The organism is Streptomyces cucumeris, assembly GCF_024295805.1.
Lineage (GTDB): Bacteria > Actinomycetota > Actinomycetes > Streptomycetales > Streptomycetaceae > Streptomyces > Streptomyces cucumeris.
In genome coordinates this window covers 163,942-180,385 of sequence record NZ_JANCLX010000009.1, presented here as the reverse complement: position 1 = coordinate 180,385, position 16,444 = coordinate 163,942, and the positions used below count along the sequence as shown (strand labels likewise).

The 16,444-nt window shown below is 71.8% G+C and carries 11 protein-coding genes; 6 read left to right on the top strand and 5 right to left on the bottom strand.

What is annotated here, in order from left to right; translation table 11 throughout:
- The first annotated feature begins 20 nt into the window (after positions 1-20).
- Complete coding sequence (locus tag NMK44_RS16420; protein WP_254743680.1) at positions 21-1,607, top strand: FadD3 family acyl-CoA ligase; 1,587 nt, start codon at positions 21-23, stop codon at positions 1,605-1,607.
- 159 nt (positions 1,608-1,766) lie between these two features.
- On the opposite strand, the gene NMK44_RS16415 is transcribed toward NMK44_RS16420, so the two are convergent.
- The 4 genes from NMK44_RS16415 to NMK44_RS16400 form a co-directional block, all read right to left on the bottom strand.
- Positions 1,767-1,916: a hypothetical protein gene (locus tag NMK44_RS16415; RefSeq protein WP_254743678.1), complete on the bottom strand. Its 150-nt coding sequence runs from the start codon at positions 1,914-1,916 to the stop codon at positions 1,767-1,769.
- Positions 1,917-2,173: 257 nt separating this feature from the next.
- On the bottom strand, positions 2,174-2,458 hold the full coding sequence (locus NMK44_RS16410) for a hypothetical protein (protein WP_254743676.1): 285 nt from the start codon (positions 2,456-2,458) through the stop codon (positions 2,174-2,176).
- Between the two features lie 207 nt (positions 2,459-2,665).
- Positions 2,666-5,590 carry an SARP-family global regulator AfsR gene (afsR, locus tag NMK44_RS16405; protein WP_254743673.1) on the bottom strand — a complete coding sequence of 975 codons (2,925 nt, stop codon included), beginning with the start codon at positions 5,588-5,590 and terminating at the stop codon, positions 2,666-2,668.
- A gap of 129 nt (positions 5,591-5,719) precedes the next feature.
- Positions 5,720-8,341, bottom strand: a complete 2,622-nt coding sequence (locus tag NMK44_RS16400; protein WP_302888283.1) for an ATP-binding protein — start codon at positions 8,339-8,341, stop codon at positions 5,720-5,722.
- Between the two features lie 83 nt (positions 8,342-8,424).
- Here NMK44_RS16400 and NMK44_RS16395 point away from each other — a divergent pair, with 83 nt between their 5' ends.
- From NMK44_RS16395 to NMK44_RS16375, 5 genes are all read left to right on the top strand, one after another.
- Positions 8,425-9,651, top strand: a complete 1,227-nt coding sequence (locus tag NMK44_RS16395) for an amidohydrolase family protein (RefSeq protein ID WP_254743671.1) — start codon at positions 8,425-8,427, stop codon at positions 9,649-9,651.
- Positions 9,652-9,829: 178 nt separating this feature from the next.
- On the top strand, positions 9,830-10,792 hold the full coding sequence (locus tag NMK44_RS16390; RefSeq protein ID WP_254743669.1) for a TIGR03619 family F420-dependent LLM class oxidoreductase: 963 nt from the start codon (positions 9,830-9,832) through the stop codon (positions 10,790-10,792).
- A 13-nt stretch (positions 10,793-10,805) separates the two neighbouring features.
- On the top strand, positions 10,806-11,591 hold the full coding sequence (locus NMK44_RS16385) for an SDR family NAD(P)-dependent oxidoreductase (RefSeq protein WP_254743667.1): 786 nt from the start codon (positions 10,806-10,808) through the stop codon (positions 11,589-11,591).
- A 330-nt stretch (positions 11,592-11,921) separates the two neighbouring features.
- On the top strand, positions 11,922-13,049 hold the full coding sequence (locus tag NMK44_RS16380) for an LLM class flavin-dependent oxidoreductase (RefSeq protein ID WP_254743665.1): 1,128 nt from the start codon (positions 11,922-11,924) through the stop codon (positions 13,047-13,049).
- Between the two features lie 36 nt (positions 13,050-13,085).
- Complete coding sequence (locus NMK44_RS16375; protein WP_254743663.1) at positions 13,086-14,828, top strand: N-acyl-D-amino-acid deacylase family protein; 1,743 nt, start codon at positions 13,086-13,088, stop codon at positions 14,826-14,828.
- A gap of 52 nt (positions 14,829-14,880) precedes the next feature.
- Here NMK44_RS16375 and NMK44_RS16370 read toward each other — a convergent pair whose 3' ends face one another.
- Positions 14,881-16,413 carry a CehA/McbA family metallohydrolase gene (locus NMK44_RS16370; protein ID WP_254743661.1) on the bottom strand — a complete coding sequence of 511 codons (1,533 nt, stop codon included), beginning with the start codon at positions 16,411-16,413 and terminating at the stop codon, positions 14,881-14,883.
- Positions 16,414-16,444: the final 31 nt, after the last annotated feature.

Below are 16,444 nucleotides of genomic sequence, written 5' to 3'. Positions count from 1 at the left end.
GGCCCGGCGGGAGGCGGCTCATGGCGGAGGACACCATCCCGGCGCTGGTGCGGACGGCGGCCGGGCGGTACGGCACGGACGAGGCCGTGGTCGAGGGGCGCTCCCGGATCTCCTACGCGGAGCTGGGCACGCGGATCGAACGGGCCGCCGCGGCCTGCCTCGCCTCGGGCGTGGCACCCGGCGACCGGATCGCGGTCTGGGCACCCAACACCACCGACTGGATCGTGGCGGCGCTGGGCGCGGTCACCGCGGGCGGGGTGCTGGTCCCGGTCAACACCCGCTTCAAGGGCGCCGAGGCCGCGTACGTACTGCGCCGCACCCGCGCCACCCATCTGTTCGTCACCGGCACCTTCCTGGGCACCTCCTATGTGGCATCGCTGCGCAGGGCGGCCGGTCAGGGGCCGGGCAGCGGTCCGCTCCCGGGCCTCCCGGAGCTGCGGGAGGTGATCGTCCTCGCCGATGACGCCCCGGACGACTTCCGCACCTGGAAGGAGTTCCTGGCCGCCGGTGCCGGCGTGCCGGACTCGGCGGTACGGGACCGGGCGGACGCGGTACGCCCCGACGACCCCTCCGACATCACTTTCACCTCGGGCACCACCGGCGAACCCAAGGGTGTGGTGATCACCCACGCCCAGACCGTACGGGTCTACCGCCACTGGAGCGAGATCGCCGGGCTGGTGCCGGGCGACCGCTACCTCATCGTCAACCCGTTCTTCCACACCTTCGGCTACAAGGCCGGGATCATCGCCTGTCTGCTGCGCGGCGCCACGATGGTGCCGCAGCCGGTGTTCGGCGTGGAGACCGCCCTCGCCAACATCGCGGCCGAACGCATCAGCGTGCTGCCCGGACCGCCCACCCTCCACCAGTCGCTCCTGGACCATCCGGCGCGCGCGGCCCATGACCTGTCCGCGCTGCGCCTGGTGGTGACCGGCGCCTCCGTCGTCCCGCGGGAACTGGTGGACCGGCTCCGAGGTGAGCTGGGCATCGCCACCGTACTGACCGCTTACGGGCTGTCGGAGGCGTCCGGCACGGTCAGCATGTGCCGTCGCGGCGATCCCCCGGAGACCGTCTCGGGCACCTCCGGACGTGCCATCCCCGACACCGAGATCAAGGTGGTCGGGCCGAACGGTGCCGCGCTGCCGCCGGACACCCCGGGCGAGGTCCTGGTCCGCGGCTACCACGTGATGCGGGGCTACTTCGAGGACGAGAAGGCCACCGCCCGCGCGATCACCCCGGACGGCTGGCTGCGGACCGGTGACATCGGGGTGCTGGACGCCGGGGGCAGCCTCCGGATCACCGACCGGATCAAGGACGTGTTCATCGTCGGCGGCTTCAACGCCTATCCCGCCGAGATCGAGCGGCTGATCGCCCGCCACCCGGACGTGGCCGACGTGGCCGTGATCGGCATCCCGGACCCCCGGCTGGGCGAGGTGGCCAAGGCATACGCCGTCCGCCGCCCCGGGGCCACGCTGACCGCGGACGATCTGATCGCCTGGTCGCGGCGGGAGATGGCGAACTACAAGGTGCCCCGACAGGTGGAGTTCCTGACCGCCCTGCCGCGCAACGCCGGCGGGAAGGTGCTCAAGACTGCGCTGCGGGCGCGCTGAGACGGGGCGCGCCGGGAAGGACCGCAGGCGGTCGCGTACGGGGCTCCTCTCACGGCCGGCTGTTTCCGGCGCTTCGGGAGCCCTTCGCGGACCGTGGCATCGGTGTCGGTGCCAGGGCCGAGCCGGCCGGGAGAGGGAGCGGTGCGGACGCGGGGTGCGTCAGCGGGGGTCGGGGGCCGGTGAGTGGCCTTCGCCCTGGGCGCTCAGGGTCGCACTGCCGGTGGACGAATCCGCCACGACCACGGGGGTGTGGCTGTCATTCGCGACCGCGAAGGAGGCAGACTGGCCGGTGCCGGCCGCGATGCCCATCGCAAGAACCATGGTAGCTATGCCTTTTGTGGTACGAGACATTCCAGTTTCCTCCGGTACGGGGGGTGGTGGATGCTTTTGTAATGCAAAGTGGCCGTAGAAGGACTGATGGGTTCAGTCATCTGGCCAAAAGTGGGCGAAACTTGGCGCGATGTGCCTCGCCCACGGCATAGAGAGGAGCCGGTGCCGATGACGTCCCCTCCGCGTCATCGACACCGGCTCCTCGTGTCACCTCATGGGTGGCTTCGGGTCCCGGTCTACTCGGGTGCCGACGGGGTGTGACCTTCGCCCTCCGCGGCCTTCTTCGGCGGCGGAGGGGTGTGGCCCTCGCCCTTGGGTGACAGCTGTGGCGGCGCGGGAGTGTGGCCCTCGCCCTGGGTCGACAGCTGTGGCGGCGCGGGAGTGTGGCCCTCCCCTTGCGTCGAGAGCTGCGGTGGGGCAGGGGTGTGACCCTCGCCCATGGTGGAGAGAGAGGTGGGGACCGGGTCGGCCTCCAGCGGCCGGAAGGCGTCGGACTCGGGCTTCTTGTCTGCATTCGTCACGGTGAACTCCATCGGATGCTGGTCGTTGGGCGCCGTCGGGCCCGCCCGGCGACTCCCCCGTGGGTCGCCGGACGGGCCCCGCAAGGGCCGCCCACACTACGGTGTGACCTCACAACCGACCCGTCTGCCCCCCGCGGGGACGGATCGACCGTTAAAGAGAATTGCGGACGGCGATAAACGATTGATGAACGGGGGCGCCGTAGCAGGTCAGAGGGTAGCGGCGGGGGTCAGCAGGCTTTGGACATCCTGCGCCTCCGGAGTTCCCAACCGCTCGTGGATGGACAGGGCTTCGCGCCAGCACGCCTCCGCCCGTCCGTCCTGGCCGAGCTCCAGCAGGGCCTTGCCGAGCAGCGTCAGCACCACGGCCCGCCGCCAGTCGCCGCCGATCCCCCGTAGTGCCAGGGCCTGTTCGGCATGGGTGGCGGCCTTGGCGGGGCTGGGGACGGCCAGATGAGCCTCCGCCAGACGCTGGTGGGCCATTCCCTCCCACAAGGGCTGGCGGTGCTCGTGGAAGAGGTCCCGGGCCTCATTGAGCTGCTCCAGTGCCGGAGTGAGCAGTCCGGCTCCGGTCAGGGCGATCCCCAGTGCGTACTTGCCATTGGCGACGCGCAGGGTGCGTCCCTGGCTCTCGTAGATCTCCACGCCCTTCCGGGCCAGTTCGATCGCGCTGTCGATACGGTCCATCTCCACATAGGCGCGGGAGAGGTTGCACAGCGCGCTGGCCTCGCCGGGCCGGTCGTCCACGGCCCGGTACGCCTCGATGGCCTCGAGGAAGTGGTGCTCCGCGTCGTCCCAGCGGGTACGGCTCAGGTGTGCCAGGATGCCGCGTTCGGTGCGGGCGCGCCCCACGATGACGAAGTCCCGTGCCGCGGTCCCCAGATCCAGCGCACGCTCGGCCTCCGCGTCCGCCTCGTCGAGCCGCCCGGCCAGTTGGTGCACCTTGGCCAGGCACACCCGCGCGCGGCCCTCGGCCCGGGTGTCGCCCGCCCCGCGTGCGGTCCGGCTGATGACCTGGGCCAGTGCCTCGTAACGCGGCGCGTTGGCACCGGACTCGGCGAGGTCGATGGCGGCCAGCAGCACATCCGCGGCCCGGCGCAGCGTCTCCCCGCGTGCCGCCTGCTGGGCGCACATCAGCAGGCAGTCGGCCTCGGTGAACAACCAGTCGAGAGCGGCGTCCTGGTGCGGGAAGTCCAGTCCCGGGTGGGTGGTGGGCGACAGGTGGTCCACCAGCCGGTCGCCCGGCCGCTCCATGGCGTGCACGCGGGCGGCGGTGGCCAGGTAGAAGTCCAGCAGCCGGGACAGCGCGGCCTCGCGGTCAGCCGCCGACTGGTGACGCTCCGCGCAGTCACGCGCGTAGAGCCGCACCAGATCGTGGTACCGGTAGCGGCCCGGTGCGGCCGACTCGAGCAATGAGGCGTCGACGAGCGATTCGAGCAGTTCCTCGGCGTCGAAGGGGTCCAGATCCAGGGCGACCGCCGCGGCGGCCAGCGAGATGTCCGGTCCCTCCGCCAGCCCCAGCAGCCGGAACGCCTTCGCCTGTTCGGGTTCGAGCTGGCCGTAGCCGAGTTCGAAGGTCGCCCGCACCGCCAGGTCGCCGACCCGCAGTTCGTCCAGGCGGCGGCGTTCGTTGGCGAGCTTGAGTGCCAGCGTCGAGACCGTCCACATACGGCGGGAGGCCAGCCGGGAGGCGGCGATCCGGATGGCGAGCGGCAGGAAGCCGCAGGCCGCCACCACGTCCATGGCCGCCTTGCGCTCGCTCCGCACGCGCTCCTCGCCGACGATGCGGGTGAAGAGCACCAGGGCCTCGTCGGGGCTCATCACATCGAGGTCGACGAGGTGCGCACTCTCCAGGTCCACCATCCGGGCGCGGCTGGTGATGAGGGCGGCACAGCCTTCGGTACCGGGGAGGAGCGGGCGTACCTGGGCGGCGTCGCGGGCGTTGTCGAGCAGGGTGAGGACGCGGCGGCCGTCGAGGGTGGAGCGGTAGAGCGCGGAGCGCTCCTCGACGCCGTCGGGGACGGCGGACTCCGGGAGGCCCAGGGAGCGCAGGAAGGATCCCAGGACGGCCTCGGGTTCGGCGGGCACCGGACCCGCTCCCTGCAGATCCACGTACAACTGGCCGTCCGGGAAGTGGTGCCGGGCGGCGTGGGCCACATGCACGGCCAGCGTCGTCTTGCCGACTCCGCCGATGCCCGCGACCGCTGACACGGCCATGACATGCCCCTCGGCGGATGCGAGTTGATCGCTGAGTTCGGTGACGAATGCCGCCCGGCCGGTGAAGTCGGCGACCGTCGCGGGCAGCTGGGCCGGGCGGACGAAGGTGGGGCCCGCCGCCACACGACTGTCCGGGGGCGCCGCCAGCTCCGCATCCGCCTGGAGGATGCGCTGGTGCAGCTCGGACAGCTCCGGGCAGGGATCCACCCCGAGGTCCTCGGCGAGCAGCCGCCGGGTGTCGTTGTAGACGGCCAGCGCCTCGGCCTGCCGTCCGCTGCGGTAGAGCGCCAGCATCAGCAGCTCGCGCAGCCGCTCCCGCAGCGGATGAGCCGCGGTCATCGCCGTGAGCTCGGAGACGACATCGGTGTGGTGGCCGAGCTCCAGGTCCAGGTCGAGCCGGGTCTCGGTGAGGACCAGCTGCCATTCCGACAGCCGTGCCCGCTGCACCTCCGCGTACGGTCCGGGGAGGTTCGCCAGGGACTCGCCGTCCCACAGGTCGAGTGCCTTCGTGATGAGTTCACGGGCCTGCAGCCGGTCACCGGAGTTCCGCGACTTCTCGGCATCCGTCACGAGCCGTTCGGCCATCTCGACGTCCAGGGCCCCCGCCCCCGCCCGCACCGCGTAACCGCCCGACTCGCTCACCAGGACGTCCGAGTGCGGTGCGAATGCCTTGCGGAGCCGGGAGGCGTAGGTGCGCAGCGCCGCGATGGCAGCGTCCGGCGGTTCCTCACCCCAGAGGGCGTCCACCAGCTCGGGGGCGGTGGCCGTGCGTCCGCTCCGCAGCAGCAGAGCGGCGAGCAGTGCCCTCTGCTGGGGAGATCCCGTACTGATCTGCTGCTCGCCCCGCCATGCGCGTACCGGTCCGAGCACGGTGAAGCGCAAGGGCTGGTCCTGCGCTCGCTCCTTCTCGCCGGCCATGGTCTCCCCCTGCCTCTGCCTCCCAGTTGCAGGGGCCAGTTTGCCTTGCCAGCGGCCCCTACGTCAGTAGGGGCCGGACGTCTCCACAGGGCCAACACGGATAACGATGCGGCGTCGGCCGACGGATTGTCAGGTTGGTGGACGCCTTTCGGTCAGAGAGTCTCCCGGTAGGGACCTTCTGGATTGGCCGGGAAATGAATCCTGGTCCGGCAAGGGTATCCAGGGCGTACCGGCGAGCAGTTGGCGCACCTCGGTGGGTTCCGGGGAGTCCAGCCGCTCCCGGAGCTCGCGCGCCTCCCACCAGCACTCCCGTGCGCGTGTTTCGTGTCCCAGGGCCATCAGGGCCTTTGTTCGTACGGTGAGGAAGGAGAACCTGCGCCACTCGCCTCCCAGGCCCCCGAGGGCCAGTGCCCGCTCGACATGTGCCAGTGCTTTGCCGGGGCGGTCGGCAGCAAGGTGGATTTCGGCCAGCCGGAAATGGGTCATCCCTTCCCATAGTGTCTGGCGGGCATCCCGGAACAGTCCGAGGGCCTGAGTGAGCTGGACGATCGCCTCGTCCAGCCGATGGGCGCGGGTGAGGGCGATCCCCAGTGTGTACATTCCATTCGCCAGCCGGAGGGGCGCACCGAGCCGCCGGTAGATCGCGAGACCCTGCTCGGCCAGGGTGACCCCGGACTCGGTGCGGCCGAGCGTCACATGCAGCCGTGAGAGGTTGGACAGTGCGCTCGCCTCGCCCGCCTCGTTGCTGTCGGCGCGGAACGCGGCCAGTGCCTGTTCCAGAAAGCCTTCGGCGTCCTCGTGGCGGCCCTGGCCGCTGACCACGATCCCGAGCTGGTTCGCGGCACGGCTCGCGACGACCGGGTCCTCGGCGGCGAGTGTCAGAGCGCGCCGCAGTTCCCGTGCGGCTTGGTCGAAGCGGCCGGTGAAGCTGTACAGATGCCCCAGGGCCGAGCGGGCGCGCGCTTCGGTGTGACTGTCCCCCGCGGTGCGCGCCGCTTCGCTGACGGCCAGGGCGGCACCTTCGTACTGACGCGGGCGTGCTCCCGATTCGGCGAGGTCGAGGGCGGCCATCAGCAGGTCGGCGGCGCGGCGGCGGGTGTCCGGCCCGGTGCACTGTGACACGCAGTTGATCAGCCCGTCGGCCTCGCTGAACAGCCAGTCCAGTCCGGCTCGTGAGGAGGGGAAGCTCAGGGGGGAGGCGCTGGTGGGCTCGAAGTGCTCCACGGTGCGGTCGCCCGGCCGCTCCAAGGCGTACACCCGGGCGGCGGTGGCCAGGTAGAAGTCCAGCAGGCGGGAGAGCGCGGCGTCCAGCTCGCCCGGCGGCTGGGCTCCGCGCTCCGCGCACGCCCGTGCGTAGAGCCGGACCAGGTCGTGGAACCGGTACCGGCCCGGTGCGGTGGCCTCCAGGAGCGAGATGTCCTCCAGCGAGGAGAGGAGGCGGCCGGTGTCCTCATGGGGCAGTCCGAGCACCGCCGCGGCGGAGGCGAGCGAGACATTGGGCCCTTCGGCGAGGCCGAGCAGCCGGAACGCCCGGGCCTGCGGGGGCTCCAGCTGTCCGTAACCGAGCTCGAAGGTGGCCTTGACGGCCAGGTCCCCGGCGCGCAGCTCATCCAGCCTCCGCCGCTCGTCGGCGAGCTTGCGGGCCAGGACGGAGACGGTCCAGGTGCGGCGGGCCGCGAGCCGGGAGGCGGCGATGCGGATCGCGAGCGGCAGATGGCCGCAGGCGCTCACCACCGCCATGGCCGCCTTCCGCTCCACCTCCGCCCGCTCTTCCCCCACGATGCGCGCGAAGAGTGCGTAGGCCTCGTCCGGTCCCATCACATCCAGGGCCACCCCGTGAGAACCGGCAAGGCCGGTCATCCGGGTGCGGCTGGTGACCAGGGTGACGCAGCCGTTCCCGCCGGGCAGCAACCTGTGGACCTGCGCCGCGTCGCGGGCGTTGTCCAGGAGGACCAGGACACGGCGGCCGGTGAGCACGGACCGGTAGAGCGCCGCCCGCTCCTCGGGGCCGTCGGGTACGGCCGAGTCGGGCGTCCCCAGGGCACGCAGGAAACCACCCAGCACACCTTCCGGCTCCGCGGGGTTCGGGCCGGACCCGCGCAGGTCGGCGTAGAGCTGGCCGTCGGGGAAGTGGTGCCGGGTGGTGTGGGCGACGTGCACGGCCAGTGCCGTCTTGCCGATGCCGCCGGTGCCGGTGATGGTCAGCACGGTGCCGGCCGGCTCCCCGGTGGCGACGCGTTCGCCGAGCTCGGCCAGGAAGTCCGAGCGTCCGGTGAAGTCCGCGACGGTGGCGGGCAGCTGGGCGGGACGCGTCGATGTCGGCCCGGGCGCGGCGAAGGTCCGGGTGAGGCCGGGGTCGGACCGCTCCATGCGCCGCCGGAGCCCGGTGAGGGTGCCTCCCGGCTCCACCCCCAGCTCCTGTGCGAGCCTTCGCCGGAGATCGTCGTACACCGCCAGCGCCTCGGAGTGCCGTCCGTCGCGGTACAGCGCCAGCATCAGCAGCCCGCACAGTCTTTCGCGCAGCGGATGGGCCGTGGTCAGGCTGGTGAGCTCGGGAAGGACGGCGCTATGGCGACCGCGCTCCAACTCCAGTTCGATACGTCCTTCATCGAGGGCCAGGCCCAATTCCCGGCCCCGCCAGTCCCGTTCCGGACCGGACGTGGCCGAGGTTCCCCGCCCCTCCGGCCGATTGCCGCCGACCATGGTGCCCCCCGCGCGTGCCTTCTCGCTGTACGGCCAGTCTGCCGCCATCGCGGCCGTACGTCAGCACGAAGCGCGGGCTCGGCGGATTCACCTAGCTGACGATCCGTCAGATCGGCGCTACCGTGACATCCATGGAGAGCTTCCCCAAGATCATTTCGGTGGACGACCACACGGTCGAACCCCCTCACGTCTGGCGGGACCGCCTCCCGTCGAAGTACCGCGACACCGCCCCGCGCATCGTCCGCGCGCCGCTGAAGGAAATGACCTTCATCGGGGGCCGGTTCGCGCCGAAGATGGGCGCGCCCGGGGACGACGGACCGCTCGCGGACTGGTGGGTGTACGAGGAGCTGCGGCGGCCGCTGACGCGGCTGGACACGGCGGTCGGCTATGACCGCGACGAGGTCCGGCTGGAGGCCATCACCTATGAACAGATGCGGCCGGGCTCCTACTCGGTGCCCGACCGGCTGGCGGACATGGACGTCAACCATGTGCAGTCCGCGCTCTGCTTCCCCACCTTCCCCCGGTTCTGCGGGCAGACCTTCACCGAGGCCCAGGACCGCGAACTGGGGCTGCTGGGGGTGCGGGCGTACAACGACTGGATGGTGGAGGAGTGGTGCGGCCCCGAGGCGCGGGGGCGGCTGATCCCGCTCACCATCATCCCGCTGTGGGACGCGGAACTGGCCGCCGCCGAGGTGCGGCGGAACGCGGCGCGCGGGGTGCGGGCCGTGTGCTTCTCTGAGATACCCCCGAACCTGGGGCTGCCCTCCGTCCACACCGACGACTGGGATCCGTTCCTCGCCGCGTGCGACGAGACCGGCACGGTCATCGCCATGCACATCGGCTCGTCCTCGCGGATGCCCTCGACCTCGGCGGACGCGCCCCCGGCGGTCGGGTCCACCATCACCTTCGCCAACTGCTGCTTCTCGATGGTGGACTGGCTGATGAGCGGGAAGTTTGAGCGCTTCCCCAACCTCCGGATCATGTACGCCGAAGGCCAGATCGGCTGGATCCCGTACATCCTGGAGCGCGCCGACGTGGTCTGGGAGGAGAACCGCGGCTGGGGCGGGGTGGCGGACAAGGTGCTGCGGCCGCCGTCGGAGCTGTTCGCGGAGCATGTGTACGGATGCTTCTTCGACGACGCCTTCGGGCTGCGGAACCTCGACGCGATCGGGGTGGGCAACGTCCTGTACGAGACGGACTACCCGCACTCCGACTCCACCTGGCCCAAGTCCCGCGAGGTCGGCGAGGCGCAGATGGGCCATCTGGCGCCGGATGTGGTCGAGCGGATCGTCCGCGGCAACGCCATCGAACTGCTGGGGCTGACGGACGAGGGGCTGTGGGCGGGGCCGGGTTCCTGAGCCGGTGAGTCGATGAGCCCGATCCGGGGCGCGGTCGGGCGCGGCCGGTTGCGGCCGGTGGTGTGCCGGCCACGACGCCGGCGGCACCGCCCCCGCCCGCCGTTCCGGTGCGGGCGGGGGCCTTGTCTGATGGGCCGTCAGATACGACGATGGCGGTCCACCGACAAGGAGGCACGCCATGCGCGTCCTGCCCTCGGGGCGGCTCAGTTACGGAATGCAGCTTCCGGTCCAGTCGCAGAGCACTCTCTACGCCGAGTCCTGGGAGGCGGCGGCGGGCCCGGCCGATCTGCTCGCGCTCGCCCGCGCCGCCGACCGGCTCGGCTTCGCCTATCTCGCCGTCTGCGACCACGTCGCGATCCCGCGCCGGCTGGCCGGGGCGATGGGCACCGTCTGGTACGACCCGGTGGCCACCCTCGGCGCGCTCGCCGCGGCCACCGAGCGGATCCGGCTGCTCAGCCATGTCGCGGTGGCCGCGCTGCGCCATCCGCTGCTCAACGCCAAGCAGTACGCCACGCTCGACCACCTCTCCGGCGGACGGCTGATCCTCGGGGTCGGCGCCGGACACGTACGGGAGGAGTTCGACGCGCTCGGCGTGGACTTCGCCGCGCGCGGACCGCTGCTGGACGAGTCGATCGACGCCCTCAAGGCGCTGCTGGGGCCGGAGGAGTTCCCCGACTTCCGCGGTGAATGGTTCACCTTCAGCGGGCTCGCGGTGGCGCCGCGCCCGGTGCAGAGCCCGCGTCCGCCGATCTGGGTGGGCGGCTCCTCGCCCGCCGCGGTGCGCCGGGCGGCGGTCCGCGGTGACGGCTGGCTGCCGCAGGGCGATCCCCGGGAACTGCTGCCGGGCCAGATCGCCCGGTTGTGCGCGCTGCGCGAGAAGGCGGCCGAGGAGGACCCCGCATGCGCGGAGCCGCTGGAGATCGGGGCCATCACCGAACCGCTGTACGTGGGCGCGCCCGGCTGGGAGGTGGGGCGGCGGACGCTGAGCGGCGTCCCGGACCGGCTGGCCGAGTCGCTGCGCGGGTACGCGGCCATGGGGGTCGACCAGATCCAGGTGCGGTTCCGCAGCCGGGGCCGGGCCGAACTCCTCGACCAGATGGCGGCGTTCGCCGCCGATGTCGCTCCGCACCTCAACGACTGACCGGGAGGCAGAAGTGGGCAAGCTGGACGGGCGGGTCGTCCTCATCACCGGTGCGGCGCGCGGCCAGGGCGAGCAGGAGGCACGGCTGTTCGCCGCGGAGGGCGCGCGGGTGGTGCTCGGCGATGTACTGGACGAGCAGGGTGAGGCGCTCGCGAAGGAACTGGGTGAGGAACGGGCCCGCTACGTCCGGCTGGACGTAGGCCGCGAGGAGGACTGGGCGGCCGCCGTGGCCGCCGCCAAGGACGCCTTCGGCGCGGTGGACGGCCTGGTCAACAACGCCGGGATCCTCCGCTTCAAGGAGCTGACCGGCACCCCGCTGGAGGAATACCTGACCGTGGTGCGGGTGAACCAGGTCGGGGCGTTCCTCGGGATGCGGGCGGTCGCCCCGGAGCTGGCGGCCGCGGGCGGCGGCACGATCGTGAACACCGCCTCGTACGTCGCGCTGACCGGAATGGCCTTCCTCACCTCGTACGCCGCCACCAAGGCGGCCATCGTGGGGATGACCCGGGTGGCGGCGATGGAGCTGGCGGACCGGGGGATCCGGGTCAACGCGATGTGTCCGGGGGCGATCGACACCCCGATGACCAACCCCGCCCAGCTCGACCCCGACGCGGATCCCGCGGAGGCGTCGGCGGCGGTGGACGAGCTGTACCGGAAGCTGGTGCCGATGGGGCGGATCGGGCGCCCGGAGGAGGTGGCGCGGCTGGCGCTGTTCCTCTCCTCGGACGACTCCTCGTACATCACCGGCCAGCCGTTCGTGGTGGACGGCGGCTGGCTGTCCGGGGTGTCGGTGTTCTAGGGCGTGTCCGCGACGTCGCGCCGGACCGGCCCGCGGCGTCAAGGGGCGCCTCCCGGCGGTGGTCGCATCGCTGAGGGGTGTCCTCGCGGGGGTACCCCCGGACGGGGTCCGGGGGAGGTCCTACGCGGACGATCCCGGCAACGCGGCGGGCGTGCGTGCCAGGCGTCGCGGGCCGGCGGGGCTGTGCGGACACCTCCTGGCCACCGCGTTCCAGGCACCGCCCTTGGGGCTCCACCCTTGACGCTCCACCTCCGCGGTGTCAGAGTCAGTCAAAATCTGACGGTCCGTCAGATAGTCGCATGCGGGCGATGCCAGAGGCGGTGAACCTCCATGGAATTCGGACTGTTCGTGCAGGGGTACGTACCGGAGCGACGGCGCCGGGCCGACCCCGAGGCCGAGCACCACGCGCTGATCGAGGAGACCGAGTACGTCATCCAGGCCGACCGGTCGGGCTTCAAGTACGCCTGGGCCTCGGAACACCACTTCCTGGAGGAGTACTCCCACCTCTCCGCCAACGACGTCTTCCTCGGCTACCTCGCCCACGCCACCGAACGCATCCACCTCGGCTCCGGGATCTTCAACCCGCTGCCCCAGGTCAACCATCCGGTGAAGGTCGCCGAGAAGGTCGCGATGCTCGACCACCTCTCCGGCGGGCGGTTCGAGTTCGGGTCCGGACGCGGCGCGGGCAGCCACGAGATCCTCGGATTCATCCCGGGTGTGACGGACATGAACCACACCAAGGAGATCTGGGAGGAGACCATCGGCGAGTTCGCCAAGATGTGGCTCCAGGACGAGTACCCGGGCTTCGAGGGCAGGCACTGGTCACTGCCGCCGCGCAAGGTGCTGCCCAAACCGTACGGGGCCGGGCACCCGGCCATGTGGTACGCGGCGGGTTCACCCTCCTCGTACGCGATGGCCGGTGCGAAGGGGCTCGGGGTCCTCGGCTTCTCCATCCAGAAGGTCTCCGACATGGAGTGGGTGCTCGACTCCTACAAGACCGCCGTCGAACGGGCGGAGCCCGTCGGCGGGTTCGTCAACGACAACGTGATGGTGACCTCGACCGCCATCTGCGCGGAGACCCACGCCAAGGCGGTCGAGATCGCGGTCGGCGGCGGGCTCAACCACCTCCAGTCGCTGCTCTTCCGCTACCACGACACCTTCCCCCGGCCCGAGGGCATCCCGGAGTGGCCGGAACTGCTGCCGGACTACACCGAGGAGATCATCGAACTCCTCATCGCCGAGGAGCTGATGATCTGCGGCGATCCGGACGAGGTGTTCCGGCAGTGCAAGCGGTGGGAGCAGGCCGGCGCCGACCAGCTCTCGTTCGGGCTGCCGATCGGCATCGGCTACGAGGACACCATGAACACGATCAAGCTCATCGGTGAGCAGGTGATCCCGAAGATCGACACCGATCCCGTGCACCGCACCACACGCTTCCGGCAGGCCGGGCGGAACTGACCGACGCACACCGCACCCACCAGAAGGGACGCACCCGTGCTCGACCACCTGATCAAGGGCGCCACCGTGGCGGACGGCACGGGCGCGCCGTCCCGTACCGCCGATGTCGGTCTCCGCGACGGGCGGATCGTCGCCGTCGCGGAGCCGGGGACGGTCACTGAGCCCGCCCGGTCCACCGAGGACGCCACCGGGCTGGTGCTCGCCCCCGGGTTCGTCGATCCGCACACCCACTACGACGCCCAGCTCTTCTGGGACCCCTACGCCACTCCGTCCATGAACCACGGCGTGACCACCGTGGTCGGCGGCAACTGCGGTTTCACCCTGGCGCCGCTCAACCCCGAGCGCCCCGGTGACGCCGACTACACCCGGCGGATGATGAGCCGGGTCGAGGGGATGTCACTGGTCGCGCTGGAACAAGGCGCCCCCTGGAACTGGCACGGCTTCGGCGAGTACCTCGACGCGCTGGAGGGCCGGATCGCGGTCAACGCGGGCTTCATGGTGGGCCACTGCGCCCTGCGCCGCCATGTGATGGGCCCCGACGCGATCGGCGGCCGGCCCACCGGGGCCCAGCTTGAGGCGATGCTGCGGCTGTTCCACGAGGCGATGGACGCGGGGGCGTGGGGTCTGTCCACCACCCAGTCCTCGACCCACGCCGACGGTGACGGTGAGCCGGTCGCCTCCCGGCACGCCCGGCCCGAGGAGCTGATCGCGCTGTCCCGGGCGGTCGCCGACCACGAGGGGACACAGCTCGAGGCGATCGTCGCGGGCTGTCTGGACCGGTTCGCGGACGAGGAGATCGACCTGCTGGTGGAGATGAGCGCCGCCGCCGGACGGCCGCTCAACTGGAATGTGCTGACCGTCGACGCGGCGGTGCCGGAGCGGGTGCCGCGCCAGCTCCAGGCCAGTGAACGCGCCCGCAAGGCGGGCGGCCGGATCGTCGCGCTCACCATGCCGATCCTCACCCCCATGAACATGTCGCTGGGCACCTTCTGCGCGCTCAACCTCATCCCCGGCTGGGGCGATGTCCTCCGGCTGCCGGTCCCCGAGCGGATCGCCAGGCTCCGAGACGCCGCCGTACGGGAGGAGATGCTGCGCCGCGCGAACAGTCCCGAGGCCGGGGTCTTCCGGCGGCTCGCCCACTTCGAGCGGTACGTCATCGGCGACACCTACAGCGAGGCCAACGCCGGACTGACCGGCCGGGTCGTCCGTGACATCGCCGCCGAGCGCGGACAGGACGCCTTCCACGCCCTGGTGGAGATCTGCGCCGCCGACGCATTGCGCACCGTGCTGTGGCCGATGCCCACCGACAACGACCCGGCAAGCTGGGAGCTGCGGCGGCAGACCTGGGAGCACGAGGACGTCCTGCTCGGCGGTTCGGACGCCGGGGCCCATCTGGACCGGATGTGCGGTGCGCCGTACACCACGCGCTTCCTCGGCGACTGTCTGCGGGGGCGCAAGCTGGTCGGTCTGGAGCGGGCGGTGCGGATGCTGACCGACGATCCGGCCCGGCTGTTCGGACTGCGCGGCCGCGGCCGGATCGCCGAGGGCTACCACGCCGACCTGGTGCTGTTCGACCCCGAGCGGATCGACGCGGGCCAGGCCACGCTCGTCCACGACCTGCCCGGGGACAGTCCGCGGCTGGACTCGCGGGCGGTGGGCGTGGTGAGCGTCCGGGTGGGCGGGGTGGAGACCCTCCGGGACGACACGGTCACCGGCGCGGTCCCCGGCACGGTGCTCCGCTCCGGCCGCGACACCCGCACCGTCAGTACCAGGACCTGACCGTCCCCGGCCCGGTCCCCGGGCCCTCCCCGGGGCCCGGGCCGCGGCGTCGTCAGGGTCTGCCGAGCCAGATGGGGTTGGTCATGGCCGCCATGCGCCCGGGAAGGCCGGACGCCCCGCCGTCGGCCGGGGCGTGGCGCACCTCGGCGCGTACGTAGGCGGCGTACGAGGGCGTGGTGCGCCACTCCGCGGTGCCGGACCCGGAACCCGGCAGCGCCGTCGCGTACAACTGGCCCTGGTCGGTGATGAACCGCACCGAGCAGTCCGGTCCCGCGCCCGAGACCTTCAGCCGGACCGTGACCTCCTCGTCGCGGTCCACCGCCAGCCGCCCGCCGATGCCCGCGTGCCGGCCCCGGCCGCCGACCGCCTCGAAGGCCAGCTCGATCGCGGAGGACTCGGCGATCCAGCTCCGGCCCGTGCGGATGCCCTCCTGGATCGCGGTGCGGGACAGCTCGTCGGCGAGCACGACCGTCTGCGGCAGTCCGACGGTCTGCCCCTCGCGGTGGGCGTCACTGTTGCCCATGGCCGGGAGCCAGCGGCCGTCGCCCCGGGCGGCGGCCACCAGCGTGTTGTCCCATCCGGCGACGCTGGCCTCGTCGTCCGGGGTGAAGTCCGCGTTCCACACCTCGACCGCGTCCGCCTCGTTGAAGCCGAACTTCCAGTTGCAGCCGACACAGGTGCCGTGCGGATGGGCGGGGACCACCAGACCGCCCGCCTGCCGGATCTTGCGGGCATAGCGTCCGAAGGCGTTGTCCCGGGCGCGGTAGCGCCAGTCGATGAACACACCGGGGTCGATGCCGAGGGCCACCACGTGGCCATTGCGGGTGGTGACCTCCTCACCGGTGAGGATCAGCAGGTCATCGCCCCACAGTCCGTCCCATGCACCGTGTCCCGAGGTGGTGTTGTGCTCGGTGGTGGTGATGAAGTCGAGCCCGGCCGCGCGGGCCGCGGCGGCGATCTCGGCGGGGGTGCGCTTGCCGTCGGAGTGCACCGAGTGCAGATGGCAGTCGCCGCGGTACCAGGCCCGGCCGCGCCCCTTCGCCCGCTGCGGCGGATAGACCGGTTTGGGTGTCTCACCCGGCTCGCCGAACCGCAGGGTGACGGTGACCTCGTAGTCCATCCCCTGCGGAGCCACCGTGTACGGTCCGAGCACCACATGCCAGGTGCCCGCCCGCACCGGCCCCGCCAGATACGCCGGGGTCGCCTTCTCGGCGCTGATGGCGAACTCCGTACGCGCCCCGCCCGACCAGCCGCGGAAGCCGCGCCCGCCCAGATCGGTGCCGCGCTCGTCGAAGATGCCGATGTCACAGGCGTTGCCCTGGGTCCCGGCCGGGACCGACGGCTTGTCGTAGCTGTAGGACACGGCGATCTCGCGGACCCTGCCGGGCACCTCGACCGGCAGATAGACGAAGTCCGGTGCCCCGGTGGGCAGATGGCCGGAGACGGTCCGCGTCTTCTCGCCGTCACCGCCACCACCACTGCCGTCGTCCCGCTCATCGGCCTGTGCGAACGTCACGGGATCGAGCGTAAGCATCCCCGCAGCGCCCGCAAGCGCGGAGATCCTGAGTACGTCGCGTCGCTGCATACGTGCCCCCACCGTCATCGCCCCCACCGTC

Excerpts from the sequence above, each read along its gene's own strand:
- NMK44_RS16390 (WP_254743669.1), top strand. The coding sequence starts at position 9,830 with ATGCGCGTCCTGCCCTCGGGGCGGCTCAGTTACGGAATGCAGCTTCCG.
- NMK44_RS16420 (WP_254743680.1), top strand. The coding sequence starts at position 21 with ATGGCGGAGGACACCATCCCGGCGCTGGTGCGGACGGCGGCCGGGCGG.
- NMK44_RS16415 (WP_254743678.1), bottom strand. The coding sequence starts at position 1,916 with ATGGGCATCGCGGCCGGCACCGGCCAGTCTGCCTCCTTCGCGGTCGCG.
- NMK44_RS16400 (WP_302888283.1), bottom strand. The coding sequence starts at position 8,341 with ATGGCGGCAGACTGGCCGTACAGCGAGAAGGCACGCGCGGGGGGCACC.
- afsR (WP_254743673.1), bottom strand. The coding sequence starts at position 5,590 with ATGGCCGGCGAGAAGGAGCGAGCGCAGGACCAGCCCTTGCGCTTCACC.
- NMK44_RS16380 (WP_254743665.1), top strand. The coding sequence starts at position 11,922 with ATGGAATTCGGACTGTTCGTGCAGGGGTACGTACCGGAGCGACGGCGC.
- NMK44_RS16395 (WP_254743671.1), top strand. The coding sequence starts at position 8,425 with ATGGAGAGCTTCCCCAAGATCATTTCGGTGGACGACCACACGGTCGAA.
- NMK44_RS16370 (WP_254743661.1), bottom strand. The coding sequence starts at position 16,413 with ATGCAGCGACGCGACGTACTCAGGATCTCCGCGCTTGCGGGCGCTGCG.